We start from the raw sequence: 25996 nt of genomic DNA, 5'->3' as shown, positions 1-25996 counted from the left end.
TCTAACCTCTTAGAAGCGGTTTGTTACTGTAAGACGCATTGCGGCGCCTTTGAAAAATTTGCGAGTAAACTCAGCCGCAACTTTAGGATCGTATCCTTTACAAGAGAAGATATCGATATAAGAAGTATTGGTATCGTTTGCGAAGTGAGCGGAGATACAAGAAGTCTCGATCAACTGCACCATGGAATATCCAGCTACACGATCGTCTTCTCCGAAGTAAACTACTTGGGTCTCACCGAAACGTTTCATCTCGATCAGATCGCATAGTTCCACAACGTATTGTTTAATTGCGTCCGCATCACGGATAAGAGCCGCATCACAGTTTTCCAGGTCGATGGAGGTAAGAAGTCCCCAAGCTCCGTCTTTGAAAGGCTCGTATACTTTCAATTCAGGATCGGATTCGATCTTGGACTGGATATAAGTAGGGAAACTTCCGTTGAAACGTTTACGGACGATTTCTGCCTCTTCGTTGCGAGCCCATGCAAGTTCTGGGTTTTTCATCGCAGGATGATAAGTGATCTCTTGGCCGGCTTCGATATCACGAAGTGCAACCAGAGTAATATCTCCCTGAAAACCGCAGTTTGCATCCGCAGATTGACGGATATAATGAACGGAGTCGATTCCGTCATCATGCAAAGGAGAAACCAGATAGAAGTCCTTATGAACTCTATGAGGAGAAGAAAGTCCGGAAATTCCAGCTAGCTCATTTTTATGAACTGCCTTTCCTCCCCAAACTGCTACTACTTCTCCCGCAGAGATAGTTTCCTTTGTGAAAAGGAAAGCTTCGCCCTTGTCGGTAGTAGCGATTTCGATACTGTTTCTTAGATAAGAAAAACGATTAACAATTTTAAGTTGGTCTTGGATCTTTAGGCTCATACTCTGATACCTCTCCTTAAAGTCTGAAAATAAGTGAAGTCGACCCTTCCTCCCGGAGAGGGGAACTCGTCTTTATCAATTAGGGTGTTTCCGGCTCTGCCGGAGAGAAGATACTTATTTCCCAACTGGTTTGTGAGGTAGGTCTACGCCAAGTTTCAACAAACCGCGCTTCATTTCCACTACGGAGATGCTCTTTGAGCCGAAGCGTTCCTTGAGATATTCCAAAGCTGCCTGATTATCGATCAAGTCTCCGCAAGTGAAGACGTCGATAGCGCAATAACCGTATTCTGGCCAGGTATGTATGGCGAAATGGGATTCGCTCACGACAACCACACCGCTCACACCAAAAGGACTAAATCTATGAAAAACAGATTTAACTGTGGTGGCGCCGGAGAGGTCGACTGCCTTCAACATGATATCTTCTACCAATTCGTGATTGTTGATGGTCTCGTAATCACACTCATAAAACTCTGCAATTACGTGCTTTCCCAATGCGTTCATCTACTGCCTGACACCTCCGAACCGGTTTTGGTTTAGTAACCGAGCATGCGTATGACTATGTTTTTTTGTCAACTCTCTACGTAAATTTATATTTATTTTTTCTGTACAGCTTTTTCTAAGATCGGAAGATCCTACAAAGATATAAGATTAGAATTTTCTGACGAGTCTAGCTGTAGAATTCCAGAAGGAGTAAGAACATCAAAAATATACGAATTCAAAAATGGGTCCTTTTGAGCTTTTTCGGGGTTTTTTGGGTTATTTTAGGTACGCTGATTTATACTAACAGAGAGAAGTTTGGCTTCTTAAAAACTTCTTCTTTTGTTTTTCATTCCAAACAGGAAGCGATCTCTAACGCGGAGAAGAATGAAAAAAAAGGGATCATACTTATCTTAACTCCAAAAGCCTGCGGAGACTGTGGCGTAAGTACCACACTCCTAGAGGAATTAGATTCTTTGGGTTGGAGTATATTACAATTGGAAGAAGATGATCCTGACTATGAAACCATCCTCTCCGACGATAGATTCTCGGAAATACTGCCAGTGATACAAGAATCCAGGCCGGCTTGGGGAGTTTTGAATCTGGGAGAAGAGCTTTTGTTAGCGAAGCCTGGAATACCGAGCAAATTAGATCTAAATTTGTAGTAACTTCGACAAAGATCTGAAAGGACTTGGGCGGCTCGTCGCTATCGCTCCGATCGCGCTGCTTCGGGTTCGGCGAGTCCGCCTCATCCCACCTTCGGCGGGACAAGCCCTACGCATCGCTGCCGCGATAGTAAATCAATAACTCCCGTTACCGCAAACTCTCGTTCTTTTTTCTCTCACGCAGAGACGCCAAGACGCAAAGTTTATAGAACCGCTATTCAAATCTCAGTCTGACTTTTTCAGGAATTCGGAGATGGAGTTTTTGTCCTTCTCCAAAGAATGCCTATGGATCTCTTCGATCACTGTTTCGATCACGGAACCCATTAAGAATACTCCGGAACTTACTTTAACTTCGTAACTTCTCTCCGATTCAAGAGGGCTGATCTCTTTATATACGGAGAATCCCTTGATGGTGACGATCGAGTCGTTTCCAGGAGGAGCGATCGTAAACTCGTGGGTGTTTGTAGAGATATCGAAAACTGAATCTTCCAGAAGAGAAGGATCCGAAAGAAGTGTAGCAAGCACCTTTGGCAGGGATTCGGCTAACTTTACCTTTCTTTTTTGGTAAACTTTGTTTCCCTCTTTTCTTTCCTCTAATAATTCCACGTTTTTTAATTCGGGGAATCTATCTAAATATTTGTATCTATCTTCTCTAGCTCTGAGTAGATCTTGGAGGGGAACTGGGAAAGTTTGTACTACTTTATATTGTTTCATCCGGGGGAATCCTTAAGGATTTGTTTAGCCGTTTCCCGGGCAGTCTGTTCGTATTTCCTTGCTCGGGAAACCCTTTTTTCCTTCCGGTCGAAAGGAAAAATCCGAATGACAGGCTGGCCGTAAAAGAGGCTCATGACTAGATCCTGCGCTAATTTCAAAGAATGAAAGACAGAACTTGGATAGAACTTTCCAGAGCGGCGATCTCAGCGAACCTGAAAAATTTTCGCGCTCTTCTTTCCCCTAATACCTTACTCACTGCAGTCATTAAATCAAACGCATATGGTCACGGACTTTTAGAAACAGCTGAACTTGCTCACCAAGCAGGAGCAGATCTTTTCGGGGTCAATTCTTTGGAAGAAGCAAAACTTCTCCGCGCAAAATATCCCGAGTTTAAGATCTTGATCATGGGAGAAGTTCCCGGCCTTGCAGAAAGGACCTCCGAAGTTTCGGATCCGAATTTTTGGATCATAGTATCTCGCACGGAAGAAGTTAGAATTTTAACAAATTGTAAACCTTCTCCCCAGATCCATTTGAAGGTGGATACAGGAATGGCCCGCCTGGGATTTTTCGGTGCTGATCTGGAAAGAACACTTTCAGAGATCAAATCAGCAGGTCTGAGACTGGATGGGATCGCAACCCATTTTGCAAGCACGGAAGATGTATTAGAGCAGAAATATTCTAAAGAGCAGATGAAGGCTTTCTCGGAAGCGGTCCTTCTCGCCGAAAAATTCGGATTCAAAAATTTAGTGAAACATGCATGCGCTTCCGCTTCTACCATGTTATTCCCGGAAGCTCATTATGATCTGGTCCGTGTGGGGATCTCACTCTACGGTCTATGGCCGAGTTTGCAGACTAGACTTTCTTTGCATCTAAGCGGTAAAAAAGATTTTAATCTTTCCCCTGTTCTTTCTTGGAAGACCAGAATTGTTCATATCAAAACTGTTCCGGAAGATAGTTTTGTAGGTTATGGTTCTACCTACCAAACAAGCGCACCGACTAGGATCGCAGTTGTGCCTGTCGGTTATTACGAAGGACTGGATCGTAAACTTTCCAATAACGGAGTAATGCTCGTAAAAGGAAAAAGAGCAAAGATCCTGGGAAGGATCTGTATGAATATGACCATGTTGGATATAACACATATTCCGGGAGCGGAGATCGGAGACGTGGTAACAATCCTAGGCAAAGATGGAGAAGAAGAAATCTCCGCAGACGATCATGCAAATTGGACTTATACGATCAATTATGAAGTTACCACTCGGATCAGCGAGTCGGTCCCTAAAAAAATAGCAGAATAAGAAGAGAAGAGGAACCTGCATGGATCCAGTTACTGAAAAAGAAACTTCAAAACAAATACAACCTGTATATACGACTAAAACATATAGCTTCATGATAGAGATCGTTTTCAAGGCGAGAGGGATACTATTCGATGCTTTCGAGGAACATTTCCCCGCGAATAATCCTAAAAAAATTTTAGAAGCCCCCTATCCTTCCATTCTTATGGCCAACCATGTTTGGGAAGGAGATGTTCCGGCGCTTGCAGCGGTTTATCCTCATATTCATCCTTCTATCAAATTCGCTATCCCAGCTAGAGAAGATATATTAGGAAAAGATTTTTTAGTGAATGAGTTCAAACCTAAAGGACTTCTCAAACTGATCTTCTTACTCATAGATAAATCAGGACTCATTCCTAAATATATGGACTATATAGGTTGTGTTCCGATCAAAAGACCTTTCAGGGATAATGCGAGAGAACTTTTGAAAAAGGGACTCTTAAGAGATATGGTAGACCAAGAATGGGGCTATCTTTCCGACAGGATCTCGGAAGGAAGAAATCTTTTCCTATTTCCGGAAGGAGTTTTCAACCAAGACGGTTACATGGCCCAAGTGAAAAAAGGAGTCTATTTCCTTAGAACTAAATTCAAAAATTTGAATTTTACATCCTTCACTTTGACTTACGACTATTTCTCTTCTAAAAAATCGGAACTTCATATCGGTTATGGAGAACAATTCCCTATTCCGGAAAATGCGGACGCGGACCAAGTTTCCAGTATAGTAAAAGAAAGATTGGGAAGCGGATATACTATTACCGCAGGAAATTTAGCCTCTTATATGATCTTAAAATTCGAAGGGAAAGTGAAAGAAAGTAAGGAAAAATTATTTTCACTTCTTATCTCTTTAGCGGAGAAGATCAAGAACACTCACCCTGAAATTTATATTTCCGAAAAATTCAAAACAGATGCGCTAAAACTCGCATTCGATTCTTTTTTAGAGAAAGCCAAAAAAGGCGGGTTCCTAAAATTAGAAGGAAACGATATAGTTTTCTTGGAAAAATTATTTCAGATCCCAAAAGATCTACATAATTTAAAGAAGAAAAATTTGGTCTTATATCATAGAAACCAACTCACGTATCATCTTCCTAAACTGGATACGGTTTGGTCCACGATCAACGCCTGAGGAGTAACTTTTGGCATTTTGGAAAAGATTTGTTTCCCGTAAAACTAGGGTAGAGAGCTGGATTACCAAACCCGGAGTTTTGGAAAACAGCATACGTAAAAGTCTACATTTTTTATTTAGATCCAGCTTAGAGGAAATTTTTCCGGAAGATCTTTCCATCTCTCCTTCCGCTTTGGGACTGGTCCGTCTTCCGGAAGAAAAATTAAAAGTTTTAGCGGAAGAATTTCCAATAGAGAAAGCATTCCCCTACACTTCTGCGGATGAATTTCTTTCGGAAGAATCTATGGATTCTATCGTAGAATTTATAGCGGGAACTCAGGCCGCTCCTTCTAAAAATCTGATCCTAGGAATTTTGAATCAGCCGGAAGTTCAGGCGATCTTCTCCCAAGGTTTGGAGAAAGTACTGAATGAATTTCATAAAAAGATAAATCCTTTGCATGGAGTTTTCCAAGCGGCAGGTCTGGAAAAACAAATCTCTCAATTTTTATCTTCTTTATTGCCTACATTTACGGAAAGGATCGCGGACTTTGTTTCCATAGGTTCCGGAACTCAAGAGATCCAAACAGTGATCCGAAATACTTTGAAAATTCTTTTCCAAACAGGTTTTAATGATCTGGGAAGATTAGAAACTTCCAGATTCGGTGCAGGAACAGACAGGATCAGAAGAGCGATCGCGAGTGATGAAAAAGTCGCCAAGGCAATGGAAAATTTATACTCTGTGAGTAGAGATACATTGCTGAACCATTATAGAAAAGAAACCTTGAAAGAGTTTATAGGTCTTTCAGAACCTGAATTGGATCTGTGGATCAGCAAAATCTCAGAAGATGCAGCGTCTAATATTAGAAAGGTCCATGCCAAAAGATCACTTTCTCCTTTGGTCTTAGATCTGCTCTCGGATATTTTGGGATGAAGAAGGTAATCTCCACCATCCAAAACGCATTAGAATACCTGGATAAATTAGGACCTCAAAAGTCCTTCCAGCTATTCCGTAACCTAGGTTACGAAGCGTTGTTTTCCATTTCGGAGAAGGTGGATCATAAAAAACTTTTATTCTTAAGCCAAAACCTAAGCGAACAGGAAATCGTAACTCTTTTACAGTCCATCCAAGAAACAACTCTTGTGGATCTGATCCAGAACACGGTTCCATCCGATCTGGTATATTATGTAAAACATCTAGGTCTTAAAGATCTGAAATTTTTGGCGGAATCCATTTCTCCTTTAGATGTTTCTAAGATCAATCATACGATAGGTTCTAAAACGATCGTAGAGATCTTAACGAATATCGGGCCCGATTCTTCGATTGCTTATTTGAATTCGATTGGTATAGATCCTTTTCTGGAATTGACCAAGGCATTGCCGGTTAAGGACTTTGTTCCATTAACTAAAGCCTTAACTCCTGAAGAATGTGCGGAATGGATCCGTAAAAGATCCATCTCGGAAATCCCGGCTTTATTAAAAGGTTTAGGAACTAAAAACGCCGTAAATCTTTTACAACAGGTAGGTTTTCAGAAGGTAATTTCCATTTTATCCGTTTTGAATCCGGAAGAACTTGTAAATTTAGTTCATACTTTAAATAAAATGAAGTTACCTTCGGTCAAAAAACCGGCGGCTAAAAAAACGAAAGTCCCTCAAAACAAAAGAAGTTCCAAAAGGAAACGTAAAAACGTTTAAGACTAGTTCTCTTTTTGGGCAGAGATCACTTCTTCTCTGCTCTTAGAAATTCCATCCAATCTTTCCTTTAGAAGTTTCTCATATTCTAGATTGGCATTTTTAGGATTTTCCCCGACTAATTTTTGGTAATTCTCCATCCCGTATTTCAGGATCTCAAGCATATCGTCGGATCGTTTTAGTTTTGCATTTAGATAGAAGGACATTTCTTCTTTAGGTACGTCTTTTCTTTCTAAAATTTCTCTTTGGACCCTATAATAATGATCCTCATTCTCTTTTTTCTTAGCTAACTCTTCTTCGGAGAGTTTTTTAGGAATGAGAGAATTGTTCGGGAATTTTTCGGTGAGAGGTTTGAACCTCTCATACATTTGCTCGTATAATTTGGCTCTTTCTTCCGGGCTTAAACTTTCCAGATAAGATTTTGTTTTACTAGGTTTAGAGCCAGGTTCTTCAACAACTGCAACGGGGCCGGAGGCTGTCTCTTCTACATGTCCTGAAAAATCTAAAAAGGATCCTCCTTCGAATAATGAGTTTTCCTGTCTAGTCAGTGTCTCCTCGGAAAGTCCGCCTTGGTAACTTGTGTTTTCTTTTGTAGAAGTTCCCGGGAATAGAAGATAAAAAATCCCGATCAAAGAAACGATAAGTATGGATAAAATTAGATACGTTCTTTTTTGATTCATTCAGAATACAAAGGTAAAATCACCTTAAAAATACTGCCACCTTTTTGGTTCGGCTCTATGATGACTTCTCCTCCCATTTTATTGATCAAGGTCCGGCTGATAGAAAGTCCAAGCCCGGTACCGCCCACTGTTCTGTTCCTTTGGTCCGGTATTCTAAAAAATCTTTCGAAGATCAGTTCTTTATATTTAGGATCTATTCCGATCCCTGTATCCGTAAATCGAACCTCTACTTTTTTATCCGAAAGTTTTTTAAGAGAGACATCGATCCCTCCTTTTTCAGTATATTTTATCGCATTCACGAAAAAATTCGTAATGATCTGAGAGAATTCGAATCTTACACCTTTTAGTTTTAGATTTTCAGAAAGATTAGTGGTCACCGTTAGTCCGCTTTCGGATGCGGAAGGAGAATTGATATAAAGAACTTCTTCGATCACTGTTAACGGATCGAAAATTTCGTACATCTCTTCCGAAGTTTGAGAGTCTTTCTTTTCCAATTGTAGAAGGTTATCTATCAGGAAATTCAACCTTCTTACATTCTTACGGATCACATCTGTCATTCCCTTTTGGTCTTCGTTCAAAGGAAGCTGCTCATCCGCAAATAGAAGGTCGAAATATCCTTGGATATTCGTCATAGGAGATCTAAGCTCATGGGATATATTGGATATGAACTCGTGTTTGATCTTTTCGGATTCGAGAATTAATGCGTTATCGTTTACTTGGATCTGGTAAAATCTTTTCGTTTCCGCACTAAAACCGGTTACACTTAGGCCCACTGAAAACTTGGTGCCGTCCTTTAAGATCAAACCCGCTTCCGGAATGAAAGTCATATTTTGGTCCTTCCCTCCCGGAGATTTTAGTTCCGTTTGTTCCAAAATATCAGGAAGAACCCTTGCAAGTCTGATGTTTTTGATCTCGGAAGTTTGGTATCCGGATACTTCTCTGAATCTTCTGTTCGCATCCACGATCATTCTTGTGTCGGCGTTCACGATGATCATCGCATCTGTCGCAAACTCGAACATATAACGGTATCTTTCTTCGGTAGTTTGGCGTTTTAGATCGCTTATATCCAGTCTGGTCTCTAAGAGGTAATTATCCTCGGAAAGCCTTTTGTTCTTCTCCTCGATATCCCGGATCTCTTGATTCAAATAATCTAATATTGCGTTCACAGTGGAACGTATGAAAAGGTACGGGCTTTTAGGAAGTTGTGTATCCAGGGAAACTTCTCTTCTTCCTAAAAAGAGAGAAAGAGCCAATTCTTTCATTTCGGAGACCAAACTCCTGAGCGGAGAGATATCCTTTACGATATTTCCGAATTTTGTTTTTCCGTTTGAATAATAGCCGTTATAAAGTTTCGAATTTGTCTGTTTGATCGAAGAAGGAAATTTAGGAAAAGGATTGTCTGCTACTGAATGAGCCAGATTTTCTAAGATCTTCTTTCCTCCATCCAATCCTGGGAAAGTTTTTCCGTACATTTCCATCACGAAACGTACGTCTTCGAATGAAGGCATTCCGGATAAAATTTTTCCAAGTTCAGGGACCGGTCTTCTATAAAATCCATCCAGTTCTCCGGGCTTCCAAGGACAAGGGCCTACCCAATCCGCAACGAATGAATCTCCTTCGTAAGCTACATGATTTGCCAGATCTTCCATTGCCTTTTTGATCGCTCTGGAAACTCTGTTTGCTTCTTCCGGAAACTTGGAAGCGAATCTTCCTGTAAACACGAGCATATTTGTAGGCAGGTAATAAGGAGGGATCTCGTTCTCTACTGTGAGGCAGTAACCCTTCTCCCCAAAAAACGGATACTCTTGTAAGGACGCGGCCGCACCCAAACACTCCGCACGAATGAATTCATGAGCGAGTAACGTAGGCCTTGTGGTAAGATAAGGTACCGGTTTTCTACGATGGTAGTTTTCGGAACGGAAAAATTCCTCTGCAACGAATCTATCTAAGGAATAAGGATGTAAGATCGGTAAAAAACTATGATAGGAATCTCGAATGGACTCCGCTTCCATATAAGATGCGGAATAAAATCCATGCACCAAACAAGATAAAATGATCCCTCTATAAAAAGTCCAATTAGGAGAAGTTTTTTTGAGCTGCTGATGAGCCCATGCAGTGAAAGGAATTTCTCCTGCTTCTGCCCTGCCTTCTCTCAAGTGAGCAAGAACTGCCTCGTAACTTTTGAGCGCTCGGACTCTGACGAGTACATCTTCTTCTTCGAAGTATCCTCTACTGAAAGCCAAGAAGACGGGGAAAGCTGTGAGCCTTGGTGTTGTGACTATCTCTATTTCTATCACGCGGTCTATCGTTCTTAGGCGCCGGGTTTTTTCAAGAAACCCTTGGATTTCCTTTCTAAAACCTGTAAAAAAGACTCAGGGGATTGGTGATTTTAGCCGAGAGACATAATAAGGATGTTAAGATTAGCCTTTTCGGCTTAGGTAGGAACTCCAGAGGCCTTTATGAAGTTAGATGATCTAGAATCTTATCGCAGAATTGTCTCCAGAATGGAGGAAATCCAGGGAATTACGGAGAGATTTCAACCGAAACCTCCGGTTCAGGACGGAGATCCTACACCTAAAAAGATAGAGTCCGAATTTTCCCAAGAGCTGGACTCCAAAATGAAGGGAATTTTCTCTCAGGAAAACGATCCTACTCCAAAAGATCTAAGCAGTATTATAGAAAGGGAATCTAATAAAAATCATCTGGATCCGAATCTGGTCAAATCAGTGATCAAGGCGGAGTCCAATTTCAAACCGAATGCGGTTTCTTCTAAGGGCGCAATCGGCTTGATGCAGCTCATGCCCGGCACCGCGGATATTTTAGGAGTGGAAAACCCTTTTGATCCGGAAGAGAACATCGCAGGCGGGACCAAATTCCTCGCGGACATGATGAAGAAGTTCGGAAATTCGGACATGGCGATCGCGGCTTATAATGCCGGGCCGGGCGCGGTCCAAAAATACGACGGGATCCCTCCTTATAAGGAAACGAAAGATTACGTAAAAAAGGTGAATCGTTTCTGGAAGGGAGAATATTAAGAAAGTTTTAATAATACTTTTTTAATTCTCCGAACAGACAGGAAGTCAATTCGGAGCAGCTTGCCATCTTCTCCGGCTGGAGACATATCTGCATCTTATCGAAATGTTTTCTGCAACCTCTTAGGCAGGAATTTTCCACCTTATACAATTGGTCCTCTGAAGTTTGGGGATATTCTTTCTTAGTACATTTCGCAAGATTATCACAATAATCCAGGCAAATCTCTTTCCCTTCCCACTCCATGCCGGACTGGACTACAGTCCCTCTGGAATATTTGAAGGCGATAAATGTGCCCACGGCCAGGCCCAAAACGAAAATGGGAAGATAGGGGAAAATTTTTCTGAAAGGGATTGGGCTCATCGACTCTCCAATTCGGAATTCTTATTCCGAGAAGGCTCATAAAAGTATACGTATTCTTTTCCCTGAGTCGGGCTCAGGAGTTCCTTCAGGGTAACGTCTCTTTTCCAAACAGTTTGTGTCTGGAGAAGCTGGTACCCCGACGGAATAGGGATCGGTTCTTGGAAGAAGACCAAATATCTAGCGCCATCTACACAATTTCGATCTGCACCCGGAACAGAGTGAATGATCTCAGCGCCAGGAAGTGCATTTCTAAAAGTAAGTGCGGTCCAAGGATTTTCGGAAACTATGCAGATCTGTTTTGCACTTGTGAATGGTCCATTTTCCGGAACCTCACTCAAATTCACTCTAGGAAGAATGGAAAATTGAATATAAGAGAGTAAGCCTGCTGCAAGCACGAGGTTTAGAGCAGTGGTGGAAGGAACTCCTGACCTTTCTGCTCGGATCCTTCTTCCCCATAGTAAAATCAAAAGTAAGAATGCTGTGAATATCAATTCCGCCCAGATATTTTGGCCCAGAAGAATTCCGAAAGCCCACATTGCAGCCAAGACCAATACACTGATCCCAAAACAGAAGAAATAGTTCAAAGAAAGAAGTTTCGAGGATTGGTATTCCTTTTTTCGAATGAAGAATAATCCGATTCCCAAGAAAGCTAAAGGGATCAAAGGAAGAAGATAATAAAAATCCTTACGGTTCGGTGCCAAGTGGACCAAACAGATTGCAAGAATTGCCCAAAGGTAGGAACTCCCGACCACTTCTCTTAAAGACTTTGGCTTTTGGAATAATTTAGAATAGAATCCTGAAAAAACCGCCGCGCTAAAAGGGAAACTATAGAGTAAAAATCCAATCGGAATGATCCATTCGGACTGGTTAGCCGTGGCCGCTGAGAATTTACCGAGATTCTCAGTGAATAAGAAGATCGTTAAGAATTCTTTTCCTAATTCTGAATAGGAAAGAAGGACTAGGATCCAAATTACCGGAACGATCAAAGAAGAAGAATGGAAGATGATATGGGAAAGGAGTTCCTTCCAAATTCTTTTTTTGCCTGCCCATCCCCCATTTGAGTGAAGAAGGAATATCCCAATAATGGAATAGGAACCTAAAATGATCCCGCTATATACTTGGAATACGGGACCTTTGATTAGAATTGCAATCCCAGAGAATAAGCCGCCTAGTAATAACCAAATCCTATTTTTAGAGAGCCTGAATTCTAAGATAGTAACAGAGACTAAGATAATGAAGAAGGTCAGTAAAGATTCCATCATCACCAAACGGGAAAATTTGAACACTCCGAGAGTGAGAGTATAAGCAGCGGAAATTGTGAACGCTAGTTTAGAACTTCCACCTGCTCTTCTAATCCCTAAGTAAATTAAAACAGAGGATCCGAAAAAAAGTAAAAAGGAAGGAAATCTTTCCGCAAAAAAGCTGACACCAAAAAGACTATCCGAAAAAATTCCGAGCCAAAACAGAGCTGGCGGCTTGTAGAGATTTAAAACGCCTTCAAATTTAGGAAAAAGATAGGAAGAAGAGGCTAAACTTTCTCGGATCGTAGCGATATGCATCGCTTCATCGCCTTGGGTTAGGATAGCATTCCCTCCGGATCCAGGAAGAAGAAGGAATACGTTTAACAAAATGAGCAGAGAAACGAATATTCTATCTCCATTTAAGCTTTTTTTTAAAAACGAATTCCAAACCATAAATTTGAAGAAAGTTCCCTTTTTTGCGGAGTCCCGATCTGGATGGATCAAAAAATCCGCATGTAATCATTTACTTACTTATCACCATATTGTAAAAATAAACGGAACAAGCAAGAGTAAAGTGGATCAAAAAGTAAAAATGCGCTTGGCTGATTAGTCGAAGGTCGGGATACATCCCATATAGGCAGTTAGATGGTTCGAACCCCTAAAAAAAAGGTCAAAAAAACTAAGGTATCCAAAGCGGGTGCTCATAGCTCTCACAAAGGTCCCAAAAAAAGAGACCGTAAAGCAACTGAGACCGCTTTAATGAAAGCGGGGATACAAGTTTTTGCCAAAAAAGGATATGACGCGGCGACTACAAAGGATATCGCCAAGACTGCGGGGGCTAACGAGGCTCTTATTATGCGTTATTTCGGCGGGAAGAAGGGGCTTTTAGAAGCAATCCTAACTCGAACCGACGACCTTGGCGATTCAGCTACAGGGAAAAAAGAAATAGATGACAAACAACTTCATTTAGATGAGGCTTTGGTCGAGTCCATTACAGAAAGATGTTCCGATTTCAAACATTATTCCGACTTTATGAAAGTTGCAGTCAGCAGGATCATATTAGATCCGGACGTTAGTAGAATTATCCAAACTAAAATTTATACAAAAGCTCTTCCTGAAATGATCCATGAGTTGGAAAAATTTAAGAAGGGAGGAGAGATAGATCCTAAAGCGGATCTAAAGTCGGTCGCATTCGGGATTTCTTCTTTGACCTTCGCGTTAGGATTTATGGCTCAGGTGGTTTATAAAATTCCGGAATCGGAAATCAAAGCTACTATCAAAGAAATGGTCAGGATCCTGCAGAAGGGCCTAAAACCGGACTCTAAATAAAAAAGCCGAGACCATTAAAAAGGCCTCGGCTTTCATCGGAAAATTTTTACTTTTTGCCGCCGATCAGATTCAAAGCGCTTCCCGCCTTAAACCATTCAATCTGCTGAGCATTGTAAGTGTGGTTTACTTGGAACTCTTCCTTACTTCCGTCTTTATGATGTAAAGCTAAAGTAAGAGGAGTTCCTTCTTTAAAAGAAGTAAGTCCGATAATATCGATCTTATCGTCTTCCTTAATCTTATCGTAATCAGCTTTATCCGCAAATGTTAAAGCAAGCATACCTTGCTTTTTCAAGTTTGTCTCATGGATACGAGCGAATGATTTTACCAGAACCGCTCTTACTCCTAAGAATCTAGGCTCCATAGCGGCATGCTCTCTGGAAGAACCTTCTCCGTAGTTTTCGTCTCCGATTACAATCGAGCCGATCCCTTGAGCTTTGTACTGGCGCTGGACTTTAGGAACCTCGTCATAAGAACCGTCTAGCTGGTTCTTCACGCTGTTGATCTTTTCGTTGAAGATGTTTGTAGCTCCGATCAGAAGGTTATTGGAGATATTATCCAAATGTCCTCTGAACTTCAACCAAGGACCCGCCATAGAGATATGGTCAGTCGTACATTTTCCTTTTACTTTTATCAGAAGGTTGAGTCCTTTTAGATCAGTGCCTTCCCATTTAGCGAAAGGAGCAAGCAACTGTAAACGATTGGATTTAGGATCCACGGCCACTTGCACATTAGAACCGTCGGCCGCAGGAGCTTGGTAACCAGGATCATTTACATCGAATCCTTTCTTAGGAAGCTCGTCTCCATTCGGAGGATCTAATTTAACCTTCTCCCCTTTTTCATTGGTAAGAGTGTCATTGTTCGGATCGAAAGTAAGATCTCCAGCGATTGCGAGCGCAGTCACAAGCTCCGGAGAAGCCACAAATGCAAAAGTGTTAGGGTTCCCATCATTCCTAGATTGGAAGTTACGATTGAAAGAGTGAACGATTGTGTTCTTCTCCTTCTTATCCGCTCCTACCCTAGACCACATTCCGATACAAGGACCGCAAGCGTTCGCAAAAACTTTCGCTCCGATCTTTTCGAAAACTTTAATAAACCCATCTCTTTCAATCGTAAAACGAACCAGCTCGGAACCGGGAGTAATCGTAAACTCAGCCTTAGGCTTTAGAGATTTTTCCGCCGCTTGGTTAGCAAGGGAAGCTGCACGTGCAATATCCTCATAAGAAGAGTTTGTGCAAGAACCGATCAGACCTACTTCTACTTTTGTAGGCCATCCGTTCTTCTTAGCTTCTTCTTTCATTTTAGAAATAGGAGTCGCTAAGTCAGGAGTGAAAGGTCCGTTCAAGTGAGGTTCCAACTCGGAAAGGTTGATCTCGATAACTTGGTCGAAAAATTTGTCAGGATTTGCGTATACTTCTGGGTCTGCTGTGAGGTGTTCCTTCACCCCATTCGCTAAATCAGCGATATCACCTCTATTCGTAGAGCGAAGATATCTTTCCATAGACTCGTCATAGGAGAAAGTAGAGGTAGTTGCTCCGATTTCGGCTCCCATATTGGCTATGGTTCCTTTTCCGGTACAGGAAAGGGAAGTAGATCCTTCACCGAAGTATTCTACGATCGCACCTGTTCCACCTTTTACAGTAAGAATTCCCGCTACTTTTAAAATAACGTCTTTTGCAGAAGTCCAACCATTCAATTTCCCGGTTAGCTTCACTCCGATCAGTTTCGGCCATTTAAGCTCCCAAGGAAGACCGGCCATAACATCACAAGCGTCCGCTCCACCGACTCCGATCGCAACCATTCCCAAACCACCTGCGTTCACAGTGTGAGAATCCGTTCCGATCATCATTCCTCCAGGGAATGCATAATTTTCTAATACTACTTGGTGGATAATTCCAGCTCCTGGTTTCCAGAACCCGATCCCATATTTGTTGGAAACGGAAGAAAGAAAGTCGTAAACTTCTTTGTTTTCGGTAGAGGCAGTCGCTAAGTCCGCAGAGGAACCGGTTTTTGCAGTAATCAAGTGATCGCAGTGTACTGTGGAAGGAACTGCTACCTTACTTCTACCTGCGGACATGAATTGTAATAAGGCCATCTGCGCGGTTGCGTCTTGCATTGCAACGCGGTCCGGGGCAAAATCAACGTAAGATTTTCCTCTTTCGAAATTGGAGGAAGGAGTTCCTTCCCAAAGGTGAGAATAAAGAATTTTTTCGGTCAGAGTGAGAGGTCTGCCGACCACTTCTCTGGCTTTTTTAACCAGGGTCCCGAGTTTTTCATACCGGGCACGAATCATATCTATATCAAATGCCATTGTCATCTCCGATGATGGTTTCATCGTCTCTTAGGGTCGGGGTGCTTGTATAGGATTTTTCCGCCAAAAGGACAATTTTAAGAATACGGAATATCCGTTTACTATTAGATTAGACGAAAGAATGTGGAGAAGTGCCGGGAGTTCCTACCAGAAACTAGACGAGAAAAGAAAAGGGAGATAACTCCCCTTTCACTTGACGATTTGGATATCCACTCGTCTATTTTTTTCCGGACTTTGTCCCTTTCCTTCGGAAGAAGAAACTACTTGAGAACCTTTCGCTTCCAAAATGAACCGAGAAGTTTCCAAACCATTCCCCATTAAATAATCTCTGACCATCTCTACTCTGAGTTGGGAAACTTTTTGATTCACCTCTTCGGTTCCTTCAGAAGAAGCATGTCCAATAAGAACTGCCTTTGCATCTGAATGCTTTCTGAGAAGAAAGGTAAGAGAATCCAAGATCTTTCTTTGGGATTGAGGAATTTTTATATCATTCTTATCGAAAAGGATCGGAGAAGATTGGATTTTAGAAGCAAGCTCTGCGTCTTTTCCGGAAAAATTCGCAGGTTCATGTTTCTGAGAGAAGAAGCCGAAAATACTTCCCTTTTCCGAAGAGGCAGAAGTTTCCTTTTTCTCCTCTACCACTTGCTTAGGTTTACTTTCTTTAACTTCTTCTGCATGACTAACGGACTTCTTTCCGTCGTTTCGGAATGCATAATAGATCCCAATTCCGAAGCCGCCAAGAATAATGAGAGAAAGGACCAAAACAGGAATGCTATTCTGTTTTTTCGTCTGGCCTGCAGAAGGAGTCGGGATATAACCTCTATAAGGTTCAGAATGTTGAGAACTCATAAGACTAATCGCTTCATCGTGAGAAGTGTATTCCTCTTGTGGAGAAGATTTGGTTGGAGTATGAGAAGATTTTTCAGCGGCCCATTTGCGAATTTCAGTACGAAACCACTCGTCTGCTTTTGCAGTAAATTGGAAATTCTCACGAACATATTCCATCGTTTTCTTTTCGATGTCCGTATAGGTATTATTATCCTTCACGGCGTTAAGAAGTTTCTTTGCATCCGCAATTGAAATACGGCCGTCTTTTTTGCCTGAGGTAGCCTTCTCCGCTAACTCAATCAGGCCTCGATCATATTTTTTGCCTTTTATAGTGACGTAATAATTCTGCTTCTTAGTCATATTCTCCGTCCGCACTAAAGGCCAGGATTTTTCGATCGAAGAACCCTTTTCAGGGCAAATCAAATCTTAAGTTAAATTAATAGATGATCCGTGCAACTAAAGTTTTGCGAGGCCTATATTCATTATCGAACCTTCTATGATGCTTTCTTAATTCTAAATGAAGTCAGAGGAGAATAAAATCACGCCGTTTTCAAATTTCTCGCCAATACGGGCTAACTTCTGAGAGGGAGTTCCTTCCCAAAAGTACCATTAGAAGACGATCCAATCCTATTGAAATTCCGGAACATTCTGGAATGCCTCTTTCTAATGCCTGAAGGAACTCCTCGTGAACTGGAAAGACTTCCTTCCCCAACTTTCTTCTCAACACTTGCTCTTTTTCAAAACGAGATCTCTGTTCTATCGGGTCCAAAAGTTCGTAAAATGCGTTAGCTAATTCTATTTTTCCGAAATATAATTCGAACCTTTTCGCCACTCCATTTTCGATTCGAGAAAGAGCAGCCATTTCTGGAGGATAGTCATATATGAATTGAAATTCCGAAGTGAAGTTTGGTTCTAGTAAGTTTAAGAATATTAAAAAGAAGCAGTCTTCATATTCCATGGAATCAAAAGAGAGATTTGTCAGGGATAATTCAGCTATTTTTCGTTCTAAGGAGTTTCTATCCCAATCTATGCCTGCCCAATTGGAAAGGAGTTCCTTCACTGACTTTCTTTGGAATGGTTTTTCCGGAAGAGGAAGGCTTAGCTTATTAGCAACCCATCGAATCAATTCTTCGAGAAGGTCCATTGCTTGGTGTAAATTGGCACCAGTTTGATAAAATTCCAGCATGAGGAACTCTGCAGTATGGTAGGAACTCCCTTTCTCCCCTGAGCGAAAGGTATGTGCAATCTCGTATACCTTTTCTGCTCCTAAAGATAGTGCTTGTTTAAGAGAATATTCCGGAGAAGTAATCAAATAGCCTTTCTCTACCCCCGAAGGAGATCCTACCATAAATGGATCCAAATATGGTTCCATCCCAGGGATTTTTTTCAACGATGGAGTATCAATCTCGAGGAATCCTTTTTCATGAAAAAAAGTTCTCGTAGCATGCAAAAATCTGGATCGAAATGACAATATTTCTAAGTTATTCAACTTCATCTTTGAATATGAACGCTCAAAATGGCAAACTAATCCTTTAGAAAGGGAAACTACTGTGGAGTATAGCCGAAAATACAGTTACTTTGAAATAAGAAAAAAGTCCAAGGCCGTAGAGATTGAACCTCTTCTTTCGGAAGTGAATGATCAGGTCTTGGGAGAATTAAATTCAGTTTTAGCGATGGCCTTTTATGAAACAAATCGGCACGTAAAATTGGAAATATCAAAATTCGAGACTTTGCCATTCCCAGTAATAGAGAAACTGATCAAATATGCCTTGGATCTGCGAGAAAAGAATCGAGTGTTAATTCTTTCCAAACCGAGACCTCCGATCCGAAAATACATTAAAACCTTTTCTTTAGAAGAATTAATCCTGATCCTCTGACCTTCTCCTTCTTTCCGGAACATTCCACGCGTGGAAGGATAATTTTAATCCAAGATTTCCGAGCAACAAAAGAGTGCGAGCGCTTAGCGCTGTTTCTTCTAAATTACCATTATTGAATTCAACAGAGCAATAAAGTACGACATTATGTTTTTCGCAAAAACTTTGGAATTCTTTGCGACGAGGGGCTATTTTTTCCAATAATTCTTGGATATGATCTTCTAAGGGGGCACTTGCGTCTCTTTTCGAGTGAATCTGCCATAAGGAAGAAGTAACCGATTTTCCGGAGATGGCAGGAACTCCTTTATTCACCGATAAGTCAGGTCGGATTCCAAGGGTCCTAGTTACCTCGTGAACATCCAATCCAGGCTCCGAAACTGCAATAAGAGCCCAACTCCGAGGGAAGGAAGGATTACTGTATTTCATAAATTGCCCAAATTCAGATTTTTCACATTAAGAAATAAGAATTCTCTGGAAATGCCATTAAAGATAAACAGCAAACCCTTCAAAAACGCCAAACATATAGCATTTTTCGATTTTTTGTTTTCCAATCAATACATTTAAAATCCCATTTTTTGCTATGTTACATTTTTGGTGGGAATAATATGTTGTAATGAGGTTAAATTTAACATCCAATACACCTGAGGCACTTATGAAGAATATTCTGGTAATTGAAGATGATCCGGACATCGGGAATTTAATACGAAAGTCGTTGGATTCAGCTCATTACCGAACTACAATTCAAACTTCTGGCGAAGAGGGCCTTAAATACTATAAGGCAAACCACCCCGACCTCTTAATTTTAGATCTTTCCTTACCTGATATTGACGGAATGGACGTATGTCGAACAGTCCGAAGATCTGATGAGAATACACCTATTTTTATAGTAACTGCTCGAAATGAAGAAATAGATCGAATCATGGGACTCGAGTTAGGCGCAGATGATTATATCACAAAACCTTTCTCCGTAAGAGAATTAAAAACCAGAGTGGATGTATTCTTCCGCAGATGGGATAAAAAAGCGGGAATTAAGCCGAACATAGGAAGTGGCGGAGAAATTATTAGAGGATCTTTGAAAATCGATCCAGTTCGACGCAGGGTTACTTTGAAAGATCAGGTGATCAACATCTCCCGAAAAGAATTTGATATTTTACAGCTTATGGCAACTTCTCCCGGCAAAGTGTTCTCAAGAGAAATGATCTTAGAAGCAGTTTGGGGAATGGAATGGGACGGATTTGAGAGAATGATTGACTCTCATATCAAGAGAATTCGTTCAAAACTGGAAAAGAATTCCGCTCAGCCTGAATGGATTGAAACAATCTGGGGAATTGGTTATAGATTTACTGATAACTATGAGGGAATCGTAATTATAGATTAGGTTTTTCGTCATCAGATTATTGAGAATCCGTTCTTAAACTATTTTAAGGACGGATTTTTGAGGAGTTCCTTCCCAAAATAAGTCCGTTGTTAATATAATTCACAATTTCCGCAAAAAGTTCGCTCTCTTTTTCCATTCCGAGACCCGCCTCTTCTATGGAAAAAATAAAACCCACCTTTCACCGTTCCTTCTCCCAAAACATAACTTTAGGAAATATAATTAAAAAGAAACGTAATGTCTCTACGCTGCTGATTCCACCACATCTCGCAAAATATGTTCGGAAACGAGGCATTAACTATTTACTAAAAAAGACACTTTCAAGCCAGCGAAGAAGTTTTCATTTGAACAAACGTCTTAATTCTGAATCCATCTATACTAAATATCAAAACATTCGAGGAAGATCGAAAGAGAATAGATATATAAAGTTTAACTTCAGGCCAAGATCAGAGGACTGGACTCAACTTAGAAGCCTCGCTATTAGTCATGGAGTTTCAATGTGCTATTTATTCGTGCTACTTTTGGAAGAATATAAATCCAAAGGCTTCTCAAATTCAGAAAAAATAATCTGGCAAGTAAAAGCATCGATACATGCAAACTTTGATTCAAAGATCTTTTTTCGAGAACTATGGATCTTAGAATATCAAATAGCTAAATCTGACTTTAGAGTAAAAAGAAAAGATCCTCCCGGGCCAAAAATCGCTTAAAGACTCAAATCATTACTAATAAATTAAAGATTACCTAAGAGATTTTCGGCGGAGATAGCAAATTGCAAATCAAAGCTAGACAATCCATTTAAACTATGGGTATATAGTTCCACTCTAACAGAACTATACGAAAGAAGGATTTCTGGATGGTGATCCATGTCATTGGCTATATTTGCAAGTGCCGTTATGACTTTAATTCCATCTAGGTATTGAGATAATTTATATACTCTAACAATTTTTGGCACTGCGTCCGCAGTTATTACTTCCCAAGTGGTCGGGAGTTCCTTCCTAATTTGCTCGATTGAAAGGAGAACCGGAGAATTGCCCATAAAAACTTAGAATCAGAGCACTTTTTTCAAGGCTTGCTTGATCTTTTCCGCATCATCGATTGCACCATTTGAAAGAGATCCTGCACGCGCCATTAAGTTGACGGCCCCATCCATTCTTGCTTTTAGCTCTTCGATCTTGTGCAATTGATCGTTTAGAAAAGCTAGTTTAGATTCTATCTCCATTTCCTTTCTTTCAAGAAGAAGTTTGTAGTTCTCTAACTCTTGGATTTTCTTGCGGGTCTTTTTTGCCTCGCTATCCACATCTTTACGATAATATTTCTCTAATTCTTTCTCTGCTTGAGCGTGACGATCCGCTTCCGCCTTGAACTCTCGCTTCAAATGCTTCAGAGCTTGGCGATATGCTCTATTGTATATTCTTTGTCTTTGAGTTCTTCTTATCTTAGCTATTTTAGATAATAAATTCATGTGCCATCCCCTTTTTACCTTGTATTGACCGGAATGGTTTTCGCTTCAATTTCTATCCGTTTGTCGGTTAGACCTAATATATCGACTTATTTATCCCTACTGTCAAATTTAAAGTCCTTAATTTTTGCGATTGAATGATTTCAAGATGTAAAATTCTTGAAATTGATTAGCTATATTAACATAAAAGTATCTGGAGGGCGTTCTTATGTCTAAAGGTGATGATCTAAGCGAAGAACTCCAAATTTTAAAAGATAAGGCCAAAAAAATTACAGGTAAGGCCCGGGAGGAATACTTGGAACACGTATCTGATCTAAAAGAAAAATTAAAACAAGTTACTGGCGAGACCAGCGAGAAGGCTAAACAGATCATCGATCAAACTGGAACTTATATCAAAGAAAATCCTCAGAAAGCAACTTTGATCGGACTAGGAGTTGGAGTCGGGATAGGTGTAATGATCGGTATGCTTATCGGTCGAAGAAAATAATACGGAACATCCATTGGCCGCTAAAAGAACGGATTCAGAAGAAATTCCTCACGAAAATACCGAAAAGCAGGATGGAACTTCATTTTCAAGTTTCGAACTGAAGGAACACCTGCTCGCTTTTATCAATTCAATCGCAGAATATTTCGAAACTCTTCTTCTTTACGCAAAAAAAATCGCAACTGAGAAGATTATAATAGGCATCCAAGCCTATATTTTCTTCCGGATCGCTCTTTTCTTCATTAGTTTAAGTGTAATATTCTTTCTGGCCGCCTTTTTCCTCTATTTACAAAGGCAATTTGGAGGAGATCCGTTACCTGCGGCCTTGGGAACTGGAGGCCTTTGCCTTTTTATTTCCTTGTTAGGTGTTTTCGCTCTTATTCGAAAACTTAAAGCATAAGAGTGGAAGGAACTCCCGCCCAATGAGTAAGTCTAAAAACAAAGAAAATCAAATCTTCTCCCTGAATCCTCTTTCCGGAGAAGACTATACCCCCTGGAAAGACCCTTCCCAAATGAGTAAGGAAGAACTCCAACTCTATCTACAGATCAAAAAACTGCAGGTTCGACTGAGTTTCGAGAGATTACAATCTTCGATTAGCTATACAGGAATGATAATCGAGGCTTTCCAAAGCCTCGGTCTTCAGGATTGGGTCCTAAAATTGCTGAACCAAGAGGTTGAGGACACTTCAGAGTAATCTGGAGTTCCTACCACTTCACTTCACTTCCCGGATCTGAATCGTCTCTACCCGATCCGCACCTGCAATAATATCCGATAAAATCACCACCTGATCCCCGTCCTTCACTCGACCGCTTGACTTCAAAGTCTCGATTGCAAGCTTAATCGTCTTCTCAGGGTCACTGGAAAAATCGATCCGATAAGGAATTACACTTCGGGTCAGCCAAAGTTTACGTCTGACCGTGGTCATATTTGTAAAAGCATAGATGAGCGGGAACCTAGGATGGAAGGAAGCCACATTCAAGGCGGTAGTTCCTCTCCTGGTAATCACTATAATTGCGGGCGATTTGATAGAATCGGAGAGCATAGCCGCTGATCTGGCCATTTCTTCCTTCTTGTTGGAAGGAACTCTTTCCAAAACATAGCCCAACCCCGGCGCCTTCTCCACTCTTTCCGAGATCTTGTGAAGCATATCCACACAACGAACCGGGAATTTCCCGGCAGCGGTTTCACCGGATAACATGATCGCATCCGCTTCTTCAAATACCGCGTTGGCAACGTCAGTCACTTCCGCTCGAGTGGGAGAAGGATTATTGATCATGGATTCCAAAAGGTGAGTTGCGACGATCACTCGTTTTCCTTTGATCGCACATTCTCGGATAATAGCACGTTGGATCAGAGGAAGTTCCTCGATCGGAAGTTCTACTCCAAGATCGCCTCTTGCTACCATCACACCATCAGCAGCTTCCACGATCTCTACCATGTTTTTCACTGCTTCTTGGTCTTCTATCTTAGCGATAATATCCGTATGACCGTTATTTTCTTCTATGATCTTGCGAAGTTGGTGGATATCTTCCGCAGAACGAACGAATGAAAGCGCGATAAAATCCACATCTTCTTCCAAACCAAAAAGAATATCCTTTTGGTCTTTCTGAGTGATGGAAGGTAAGTTTACGCGAATACCTGGAAGATTGATATGTTTACGAGAACCTAATTTACCACCGTCGACTACCTTACATTTCAAAGCAGTTTCTTGGATCTCTTCTACCACAAGATTAATGAGTCCGTTGTCTACGGTGACCCTGTCTCCAATCTTAAGATCTTTTACGATATCTCGATAATTTACGAAAACGGATTGTTCCTCGGACTCTTCTCCAGGAATGATATGGAATGTAAAAGATTCCCCCACTTTCAGATCCAAATGATCTACTTGCAGATCCCCAGTGCGGATCTCAGGACCTTGAGTATCCAATAAAATTGCGATCGGATGTTTTAATACGTCTTTGTTCAAAGACTTAATCGCTCGGATCACGGATCTGTGAAAATCGTGATTCCCGTGGGACATGTTCAATCTTGCGATATTCATCCCCGCTTCGGCAAGGGATTGGATCATTTTTTTGTCGGCGGTTGCAGGGCCGATCGTGCAGATAATTTTAGTTTTTCTGAAATTAACTAATTCATTCTTCATGTATATTCGGTTTTATTAAAATTGCTCTAATGATCCGAGCTCAGATTTTAGGAAGGGTTCTGTTCAGAAAATCCTCGAAAGAAATATAAAAATCGAACTTTTCCTGCTCAGGCATACCCGCGTTTTTCTGCTCATCTACGATCCTCTTCGCCTTATCCAGCAAGGCCTTACCGTTCTTTTTCAAGAACCTTCTAGAGATAAGGATCGGAAAAGAATACTGCTCTTCCTGATTTCTAACCATAAAGGAATGGATTTCCTTTTTTGCATTCTTTTTCAGGAAGTTGATCAGAGTATTTTCGTCCATATCCCCGCCTAAAGCCTGTAAGAGATATTCTCTATCCGGAAGTTCATCCTGGCCCCAAGCATGGTCTATCACATCTAAAACCGCAGAAAGATTTCGTTTGATTTCAGCCTCTTGCTCCGAGCTGAGCCCGGAACTTCTTGCAGGAGAATTCGACTCTGAATTTGCAACTGCTGCCGCAGCTCTTGCCTTTGCAGTCGCCTCGACAGCTTCTCTGTCTTTTACTCTTCTTTCTGCAAGTTTTACCTTTTCTTCCTGGGCCGCTTTTGTACGAGCTTCTAAAACCTTTTTATTCTGCTCCGCAGCAAGTCTGGCTCTGATCTCTTCCGCCTCGAATCTATGAACTACATTATTCCCGAAGAGAGATCTGAAAAATCTGGTGATAAATGGAAGATATTTAAAAAGAGAAGAATATTCCAATTTTTCAAATTGAGAGCTCGCCTCCCGAGACTCCATCATGTCCCGGATATTCATTTTTGCTAAAACACGTATTTCGCTATCGTTTCCTGTGGCTGTAAAAACCCTTTTTGCAGTTTCTACCGCGCCGTTGATACAATCCTTATGAAGAACAAAAACATAAAGGCCTTTCTTATCCGCGAAATCGGCGCTCAAGATCATATCATGATTGACGATCAAATTTTTAACTTCTTCTTCGATAGGTTCTCCTCGGAAGCGAAGATAATTCAGATCCACCAAACGATTTGCGGATTTAATATAGTCGAGTAACTCGGAAAGTTTTGCCTTCTTCTCTTCTTTTTCCTTTTTCTCCTTCTCCTCTTCTTCGAAGTGGATGAGAGCAAGAAGTTCCTCAACTGCAGTTTTTTGGTCACCGTATGCAGGACTTAAAAAAGGAAGGACCTGTCCCGCAATAGAGCGGGTATTTTGGAGATCTTGTTCCGAAAAATTGCCAAGTACACCTATTCTTTGCAGTTCCGGAATAATTCTTTCATTCAGATATTTTTTATAAGTATCCAGTCTTGCAATGATCTCATCTTGGACATTATAATAAAAAACGGAACGGTTCCCAGGACTGAGAGCATTCTCATTTCTATAAAAATACAGAATTCTAGAATCCACTAACTTTTTGAGCACAGGCTTTAAGTGGATATTGATCGTGGTTTGTTTTAAAACAGGAGTAACATCAAAATTATCCTGGAACAAATTCCCGATCTCAGAAGAAGCATAGGTCTCACTTAATTTATTATTATCAATGCAGTCGTAGATCCATTTCTGGAAACCTTCTTTCCCGGGGAATTGCCTCTTCTCCTTTACCCATCTTTGGATGGAACTGAAAGAAGTTTGGTTCACTCCGTCCACATATCTATGGCTAGAACCCGCATCCGTTTGAGAAGGTCTGGCAAATACAGTGATCAATCTTAGAAAAGAAGCGATCCTTCCATCGGAAGAATCTCCGGTAGGATTATAATCCACCATACAGATCTTTTTTACGATGGGCGGATTATGGCGAGCGCTCATCTCTTTTAGATAGGCGCTTACCCTTTCCTTATCCAAGGTTAGCTCTCTTGAGAGCTGTTCCGTGCTGGGAAGAATTTTATTCGCAACGAACTTTTCAGTCCAATCGCCGATGATCAGTACTAATTTATGAATTCCCTTATACTGGAAATCCCCTCTGGCCTCTAAAGCTTGGGTTAACTGTAAGGCCGAGTTATAATCCGCTACCTTGAGTTCCGGAGATTGGGGATCCAGCATGAGTCATCCTCTTCGA

The 25996-nt window shown here is 41.0% G+C and carries 27 protein-coding genes; 12 read left to right on the top strand and 15 right to left on the bottom strand.

Annotated features, from left to right (window positions below; all coding sequences use genetic code 11):
* Window positions 1-9: 9 nt before the first annotated feature.
* Together EHR06_RS09160 and speD are read right to left on the bottom strand one after the other, a co-directional pair.
* A complete protein-coding gene (locus tag EHR06_RS09160) occupies window positions 10-876 on the bottom strand; it encodes an S-adenosylmethionine decarboxylase (protein ID WP_135756718.1) in 867 nt (288 codons plus the stop codon).
* Window positions 877-990: 114 nt separating this feature from the next.
* Window positions 991-1377 (bottom strand): adenosylmethionine decarboxylase, encoded by a 387-nt coding sequence (speD, locus tag EHR06_RS09155; RefSeq protein WP_008596834.1) that lies wholly within the window; start codon window positions 1375-1377, stop codon window positions 991-993.
* A 230-nt stretch (window positions 1378-1607) separates the two neighbouring features.
* Between speD and EHR06_RS09150 the strand changes: the two genes are divergently transcribed.
* Window positions 1608-2018, top strand: a complete 411-nt coding sequence (locus EHR06_RS09150; RefSeq protein WP_135756717.1) for a hypothetical protein — start codon at window positions 1608-1610, stop codon at window positions 2016-2018.
* Between the two features lie 225 nt (window positions 2019-2243).
* On the opposite strand, the gene EHR06_RS09145 is transcribed toward EHR06_RS09150, so the two are convergent.
* Window positions 2244-2732, bottom strand: coding sequence for a DUF2505 family protein (locus EHR06_RS09145; RefSeq protein WP_135756716.1), 489 nt, complete (start codon window positions 2730-2732; stop codon window positions 2244-2246).
* A 161-nt stretch (window positions 2733-2893) separates the two neighbouring features.
* Between EHR06_RS09145 and alr the strand changes: the two genes are divergently transcribed.
* Genes alr through EHR06_RS09125 form a run of 4 tightly spaced genes read left to right on the top strand, consistent with a single transcriptional unit; the run spans window position 2894 to window position 6857 of the window.
* A complete protein-coding gene (gene alr, locus EHR06_RS09140) occupies window positions 2894-4027 on the top strand; it encodes an alanine racemase (RefSeq protein WP_135756715.1) in 1134 nt (377 codons plus the stop codon).
* 19 nt (window positions 4028-4046) lie between these two features.
* Window positions 4047-5186 carry a 1-acyl-sn-glycerol-3-phosphate acyltransferase gene (locus tag EHR06_RS09135; protein WP_135756714.1) on the top strand — a complete coding sequence of 380 codons (1140 nt, stop codon included), beginning with the start codon at window positions 4047-4049 and terminating at the stop codon, window positions 5184-5186.
* A gap of 10 nt (window positions 5187-5196) precedes the next feature.
* Entirely contained in the window at window positions 5197-6096 is a 900-nt protein-coding gene (locus EHR06_RS09130) for a hypothetical protein (protein WP_135756713.1), read from the top strand.
* Complete coding sequence (locus tag EHR06_RS09125; RefSeq protein WP_135756712.1) at window positions 6093-6857, top strand: hypothetical protein; 765 nt, start codon at window positions 6093-6095, stop codon at window positions 6855-6857. The genes EHR06_RS09130 and EHR06_RS09125 overlap by 4 nt, the downstream gene beginning before the upstream one ends.
* A 2-nt stretch (window positions 6858-6859) precedes the next feature.
* On the opposite strand, the gene EHR06_RS09120 is transcribed toward EHR06_RS09125, so the two are convergent.
* On the bottom strand, window positions 6860-7534 hold the full coding sequence (locus EHR06_RS09120) for an LIC_20245 family lipoprotein (protein WP_135756711.1): 675 nt from the start codon (window positions 7532-7534) through the stop codon (window positions 6860-6862).
* On the bottom strand, window positions 7531-9831 hold the full coding sequence (locus tag EHR06_RS09115) for a sensor histidine kinase (protein ID WP_135756710.1): 2301 nt from the start codon (window positions 9829-9831) through the stop codon (window positions 7531-7533). Before EHR06_RS09115 ends, EHR06_RS09120 begins: the two co-directional genes overlap by 4 nt.
* 162 nt (window positions 9832-9993) lie before the next feature.
* On the opposite strand from EHR06_RS09115, the gene EHR06_RS09110 reads away from it, so the two are divergent.
* Complete coding sequence (locus tag EHR06_RS09110; protein WP_135756709.1) at window positions 9994-10569, top strand: lytic transglycosylase domain-containing protein; 576 nt, start codon at window positions 9994-9996, stop codon at window positions 10567-10569.
* A gap of 7 nt (window positions 10570-10576) precedes the next feature.
* Here EHR06_RS09110 and EHR06_RS09105 read toward each other — a convergent pair whose 3' ends face one another.
* Together EHR06_RS09105 and EHR06_RS09100 are read right to left on the bottom strand one after the other, a co-directional pair.
* On the bottom strand, window positions 10577-10927 hold the full coding sequence (locus EHR06_RS09105) for a Cys-rich protein (RefSeq protein WP_135756708.1): 351 nt from the start codon (window positions 10925-10927) through the stop codon (window positions 10577-10579).
* Window positions 10924-12621, bottom strand: a complete 1698-nt coding sequence (locus tag EHR06_RS09100; RefSeq protein ID WP_135756707.1) for a phospholipid carrier-dependent glycosyltransferase — start codon at window positions 12619-12621, stop codon at window positions 10924-10926. Before EHR06_RS09100 ends, EHR06_RS09105 begins: the two co-directional genes overlap by 4 nt.
* A gap of 192 nt (window positions 12622-12813) precedes the next feature.
* On the opposite strand from EHR06_RS09100, the gene EHR06_RS09095 reads away from it, so the two are divergent.
* Window positions 12814-13497 carry a TetR/AcrR family transcriptional regulator gene (locus tag EHR06_RS09095; protein WP_135756706.1) on the top strand — a complete coding sequence of 228 codons (684 nt, stop codon included), beginning with the start codon at window positions 12814-12816 and terminating at the stop codon, window positions 13495-13497.
* Window positions 13498-13543: 46 nt separating this feature from the next.
* Here EHR06_RS09095 and EHR06_RS09090 read toward each other — a convergent pair whose 3' ends face one another.
* The 4 genes from EHR06_RS09090 to EHR06_RS09065 all read right to left on the bottom strand — a co-directional run bounded on the left by EHR06_RS09090 (window position 13544) and on the right by EHR06_RS09065 (window position 18933).
* Window positions 13544-15805 carry an aconitate hydratase gene (locus EHR06_RS09090; protein WP_135756705.1) on the bottom strand — a complete coding sequence of 754 codons (2262 nt, stop codon included), beginning with the start codon at window positions 15803-15805 and terminating at the stop codon, window positions 13544-13546.
* A gap of 189 nt (window positions 15806-15994) precedes the next feature.
* Complete coding sequence (locus EHR06_RS09080; protein WP_135756704.1) at window positions 15995-16993, bottom strand: OmpA family protein; 999 nt, start codon at window positions 16991-16993, stop codon at window positions 15995-15997.
* A gap of 190 nt (window positions 16994-17183) precedes the next feature.
* Window positions 17184-18128: an EF-P lysine aminoacylase EpmA gene (gene epmA, locus EHR06_RS09075; RefSeq protein WP_135756703.1), complete on the bottom strand. Its 945-nt coding sequence runs from the start codon at window positions 18126-18128 to the stop codon at window positions 17184-17186.
* A 364-nt stretch (window positions 18129-18492) separates the two neighbouring features.
* A complete protein-coding gene (locus EHR06_RS09065) occupies window positions 18493-18933 on the bottom strand; it encodes a DUF4279 domain-containing protein (RefSeq protein ID WP_135756701.1) in 441 nt (146 codons plus the stop codon).
* 226 nt (window positions 18934-19159) lie between these two features.
* Between EHR06_RS09065 and EHR06_RS09060 the strand changes: the two genes are divergently transcribed.
* Both EHR06_RS09060 and EHR06_RS09055 read left to right on the top strand, forming a co-directional pair.
* A complete protein-coding gene (locus EHR06_RS09060; RefSeq protein WP_008588853.1) occupies window positions 19160-19885 on the top strand; it encodes a response regulator transcription factor in 726 nt (241 codons plus the stop codon).
* A 155-nt stretch (window positions 19886-20040) separates the two neighbouring features.
* Window positions 20041-20589 (top strand): DUF1564 family protein, encoded by a 549-nt coding sequence (locus EHR06_RS09055; RefSeq protein ID WP_135756700.1) that lies wholly within the window; start codon window positions 20041-20043, stop codon window positions 20587-20589.
* A gap of 23 nt (window positions 20590-20612) precedes the next feature.
* Here the strand turns inward: EHR06_RS09055 and EHR06_RS19425 are convergent, their stop codons facing one another.
* Both EHR06_RS19425 and EHR06_RS09045 read right to left on the bottom strand, forming a co-directional pair.
* Window positions 20613-20918 (bottom strand): 4a-hydroxytetrahydrobiopterin dehydratase, encoded by a 306-nt coding sequence (locus EHR06_RS19425; RefSeq protein WP_135756699.1) that lies wholly within the window; start codon window positions 20916-20918, stop codon window positions 20613-20615.
* Between the two features lie 12 nt (window positions 20919-20930).
* On the bottom strand, window positions 20931-21344 hold the full coding sequence (locus tag EHR06_RS09045; RefSeq protein ID WP_086445698.1) for a TraB/GumN family protein: 414 nt from the start codon (window positions 21342-21344) through the stop codon (window positions 20931-20933).
* Window positions 21345-21549: 205 nt separating this feature from the next.
* Between EHR06_RS09045 and EHR06_RS09040 the strand changes: the two genes are divergently transcribed.
* From EHR06_RS09040 to EHR06_RS09030, 3 genes are read left to right on the top strand one after another with little or no spacing between them, the layout of a single operon-like run.
* A complete protein-coding gene (locus tag EHR06_RS09040; protein ID WP_135756698.1) occupies window positions 21550-21828 on the top strand; it encodes a DUF883 family protein in 279 nt (92 codons plus the stop codon).
* Window positions 21829-21841: 13 nt separating this feature from the next.
* Window positions 21842-22225 carry an LBF_4227 family protein gene (locus EHR06_RS09035; RefSeq protein WP_135756697.1) on the top strand — a complete coding sequence of 128 codons (384 nt, stop codon included), beginning with the start codon at window positions 21842-21844 and terminating at the stop codon, window positions 22223-22225.
* Between the two features lie 22 nt (window positions 22226-22247).
* Window positions 22248-22520 (top strand): hypothetical protein, encoded by a 273-nt coding sequence (locus EHR06_RS09030; RefSeq protein WP_135756696.1) that lies wholly within the window; start codon window positions 22248-22250, stop codon window positions 22518-22520.
* Window positions 22521-22538: 18 nt separating this feature from the next.
* Here EHR06_RS09030 and pyk read toward each other — a convergent pair whose 3' ends face one another.
* Window positions 22539-23969, bottom strand: coding sequence for a pyruvate kinase (pyk, locus tag EHR06_RS09025; RefSeq protein ID WP_100707379.1), 1431 nt, complete (start codon window positions 23967-23969; stop codon window positions 22539-22541).
* A 40-nt stretch (window positions 23970-24009) separates the two neighbouring features.
* Window positions 24010-25980: a hypothetical protein gene (locus EHR06_RS09020; protein WP_135756695.1), complete on the bottom strand. Its 1971-nt coding sequence runs from the start codon at window positions 25978-25980 to the stop codon at window positions 24010-24012.
* Between the last annotated feature and the right edge of the window lie 16 nt (window positions 25981-25996).

This window comes from Leptospira dzoumogneensis (assembly GCF_004770895.1).
Lineage (GTDB): Bacteria > Spirochaetota > Leptospiria > Leptospirales > Leptospiraceae > Leptospira_B > Leptospira_B dzoumogneensis.
The sequence above is the reverse complement of the archived record's forward strand: the minus strand, read 5'-3'. Positions and strand labels throughout refer to the sequence as shown.

Excerpts from the sequence above, each read along its gene's own strand:
- EHR06_RS09160 (WP_135756718.1), bottom strand. The coding sequence starts at position 876 with ATGAGCCTAAAGATCCAAGACCAACTTAAAATTGTTAATCGTTTTTCT.
- speD (WP_008596834.1), bottom strand. The coding sequence starts at position 1,377 with ATGAACGCATTGGGAAAGCACGTAATTGCAGAGTTTTATGAGTGTGAT.
- EHR06_RS09145 (WP_135756716.1), bottom strand. The coding sequence starts at position 2,732 with ATGAAACAATATAAAGTAGTACAAACTTTCCCAGTTCCCCTCCAAGAT.
- alr (WP_135756715.1), top strand. The coding sequence starts at position 2,894 with ATGAAAGACAGAACTTGGATAGAACTTTCCAGAGCGGCGATCTCAGCG.
- EHR06_RS09135 (WP_135756714.1), top strand. The coding sequence starts at position 4,047 with ATGGATCCAGTTACTGAAAAAGAAACTTCAAAACAAATACAACCTGTA.
- EHR06_RS09125 (WP_135756712.1), top strand. The coding sequence starts at position 6,093 with ATGAAGAAGGTAATCTCCACCATCCAAAACGCATTAGAATACCTGGAT.
- EHR06_RS09120 (WP_135756711.1), bottom strand. The coding sequence starts at position 7,534 with ATGAATCAAAAAAGAACGTATCTAATTTTATCCATACTTATCGTTTCT.
- EHR06_RS09110 (WP_135756709.1), top strand. The coding sequence starts at position 9,994 with ATGAAGTTAGATGATCTAGAATCTTATCGCAGAATTGTCTCCAGAATG.
- EHR06_RS09105 (WP_135756708.1), bottom strand. The coding sequence starts at position 10,927 with ATGAGCCCAATCCCTTTCAGAAAAATTTTCCCCTATCTTCCCATTTTC.
- EHR06_RS09100 (WP_135756707.1), bottom strand. The coding sequence starts at position 12,621 with ATGGTTTGGAATTCGTTTTTAAAAAAAAGCTTAAATGGAGATAGAATA.
- EHR06_RS09095 (WP_135756706.1), top strand. The coding sequence starts at position 12,814 with ATGGTTCGAACCCCTAAAAAAAAGGTCAAAAAAACTAAGGTATCCAAA.
- EHR06_RS09090 (WP_135756705.1), bottom strand. The coding sequence starts at position 15,805 with ATGGCATTTGATATAGATATGATTCGTGCCCGGTATGAAAAACTCGGG.
- EHR06_RS09080 (WP_135756704.1), bottom strand. The coding sequence starts at position 16,993 with ATGACTAAGAAGCAGAATTATTACGTCACTATAAAAGGCAAAAAATAT.
- epmA (WP_135756703.1), bottom strand. The coding sequence starts at position 18,128 with ATGAAGTTGAATAACTTAGAAATATTGTCATTTCGATCCAGATTTTTG.
- EHR06_RS09065 (WP_135756701.1), bottom strand. The coding sequence starts at position 18,933 with ATGAAATACAGTAATCCTTCCTTCCCTCGGAGTTGGGCTCTTATTGCA.
- EHR06_RS09060 (WP_008588853.1), top strand. The coding sequence starts at position 19,160 with ATGAAGAATATTCTGGTAATTGAAGATGATCCGGACATCGGGAATTTA.
- EHR06_RS09055 (WP_135756700.1), top strand. The coding sequence starts at position 20,041 with ATGGAAAAAATAAAACCCACCTTTCACCGTTCCTTCTCCCAAAACATA.
- EHR06_RS19425 (WP_135756699.1), bottom strand. The coding sequence starts at position 20,918 with ATGGGCAATTCTCCGGTTCTCCTTTCAATCGAGCAAATTAGGAAGGAA.
- EHR06_RS09045 (WP_086445698.1), bottom strand. The coding sequence starts at position 21,344 with ATGAATTTATTATCTAAAATAGCTAAGATAAGAAGAACTCAAAGACAA.
- EHR06_RS09040 (WP_135756698.1), top strand. The coding sequence starts at position 21,550 with ATGTCTAAAGGTGATGATCTAAGCGAAGAACTCCAAATTTTAAAAGAT.
- EHR06_RS09030 (WP_135756696.1), top strand. The coding sequence starts at position 22,248 with ATGAGTAAGTCTAAAAACAAAGAAAATCAAATCTTCTCCCTGAATCCT.
- pyk (WP_100707379.1), bottom strand. The coding sequence starts at position 23,969 with ATGAAGAATGAATTAGTTAATTTCAGAAAAACTAAAATTATCTGCACG.
- EHR06_RS09020 (WP_135756695.1), bottom strand. The coding sequence starts at position 25,980 with ATGCTGGATCCCCAATCTCCGGAACTCAAGGTAGCGGATTATAACTCG.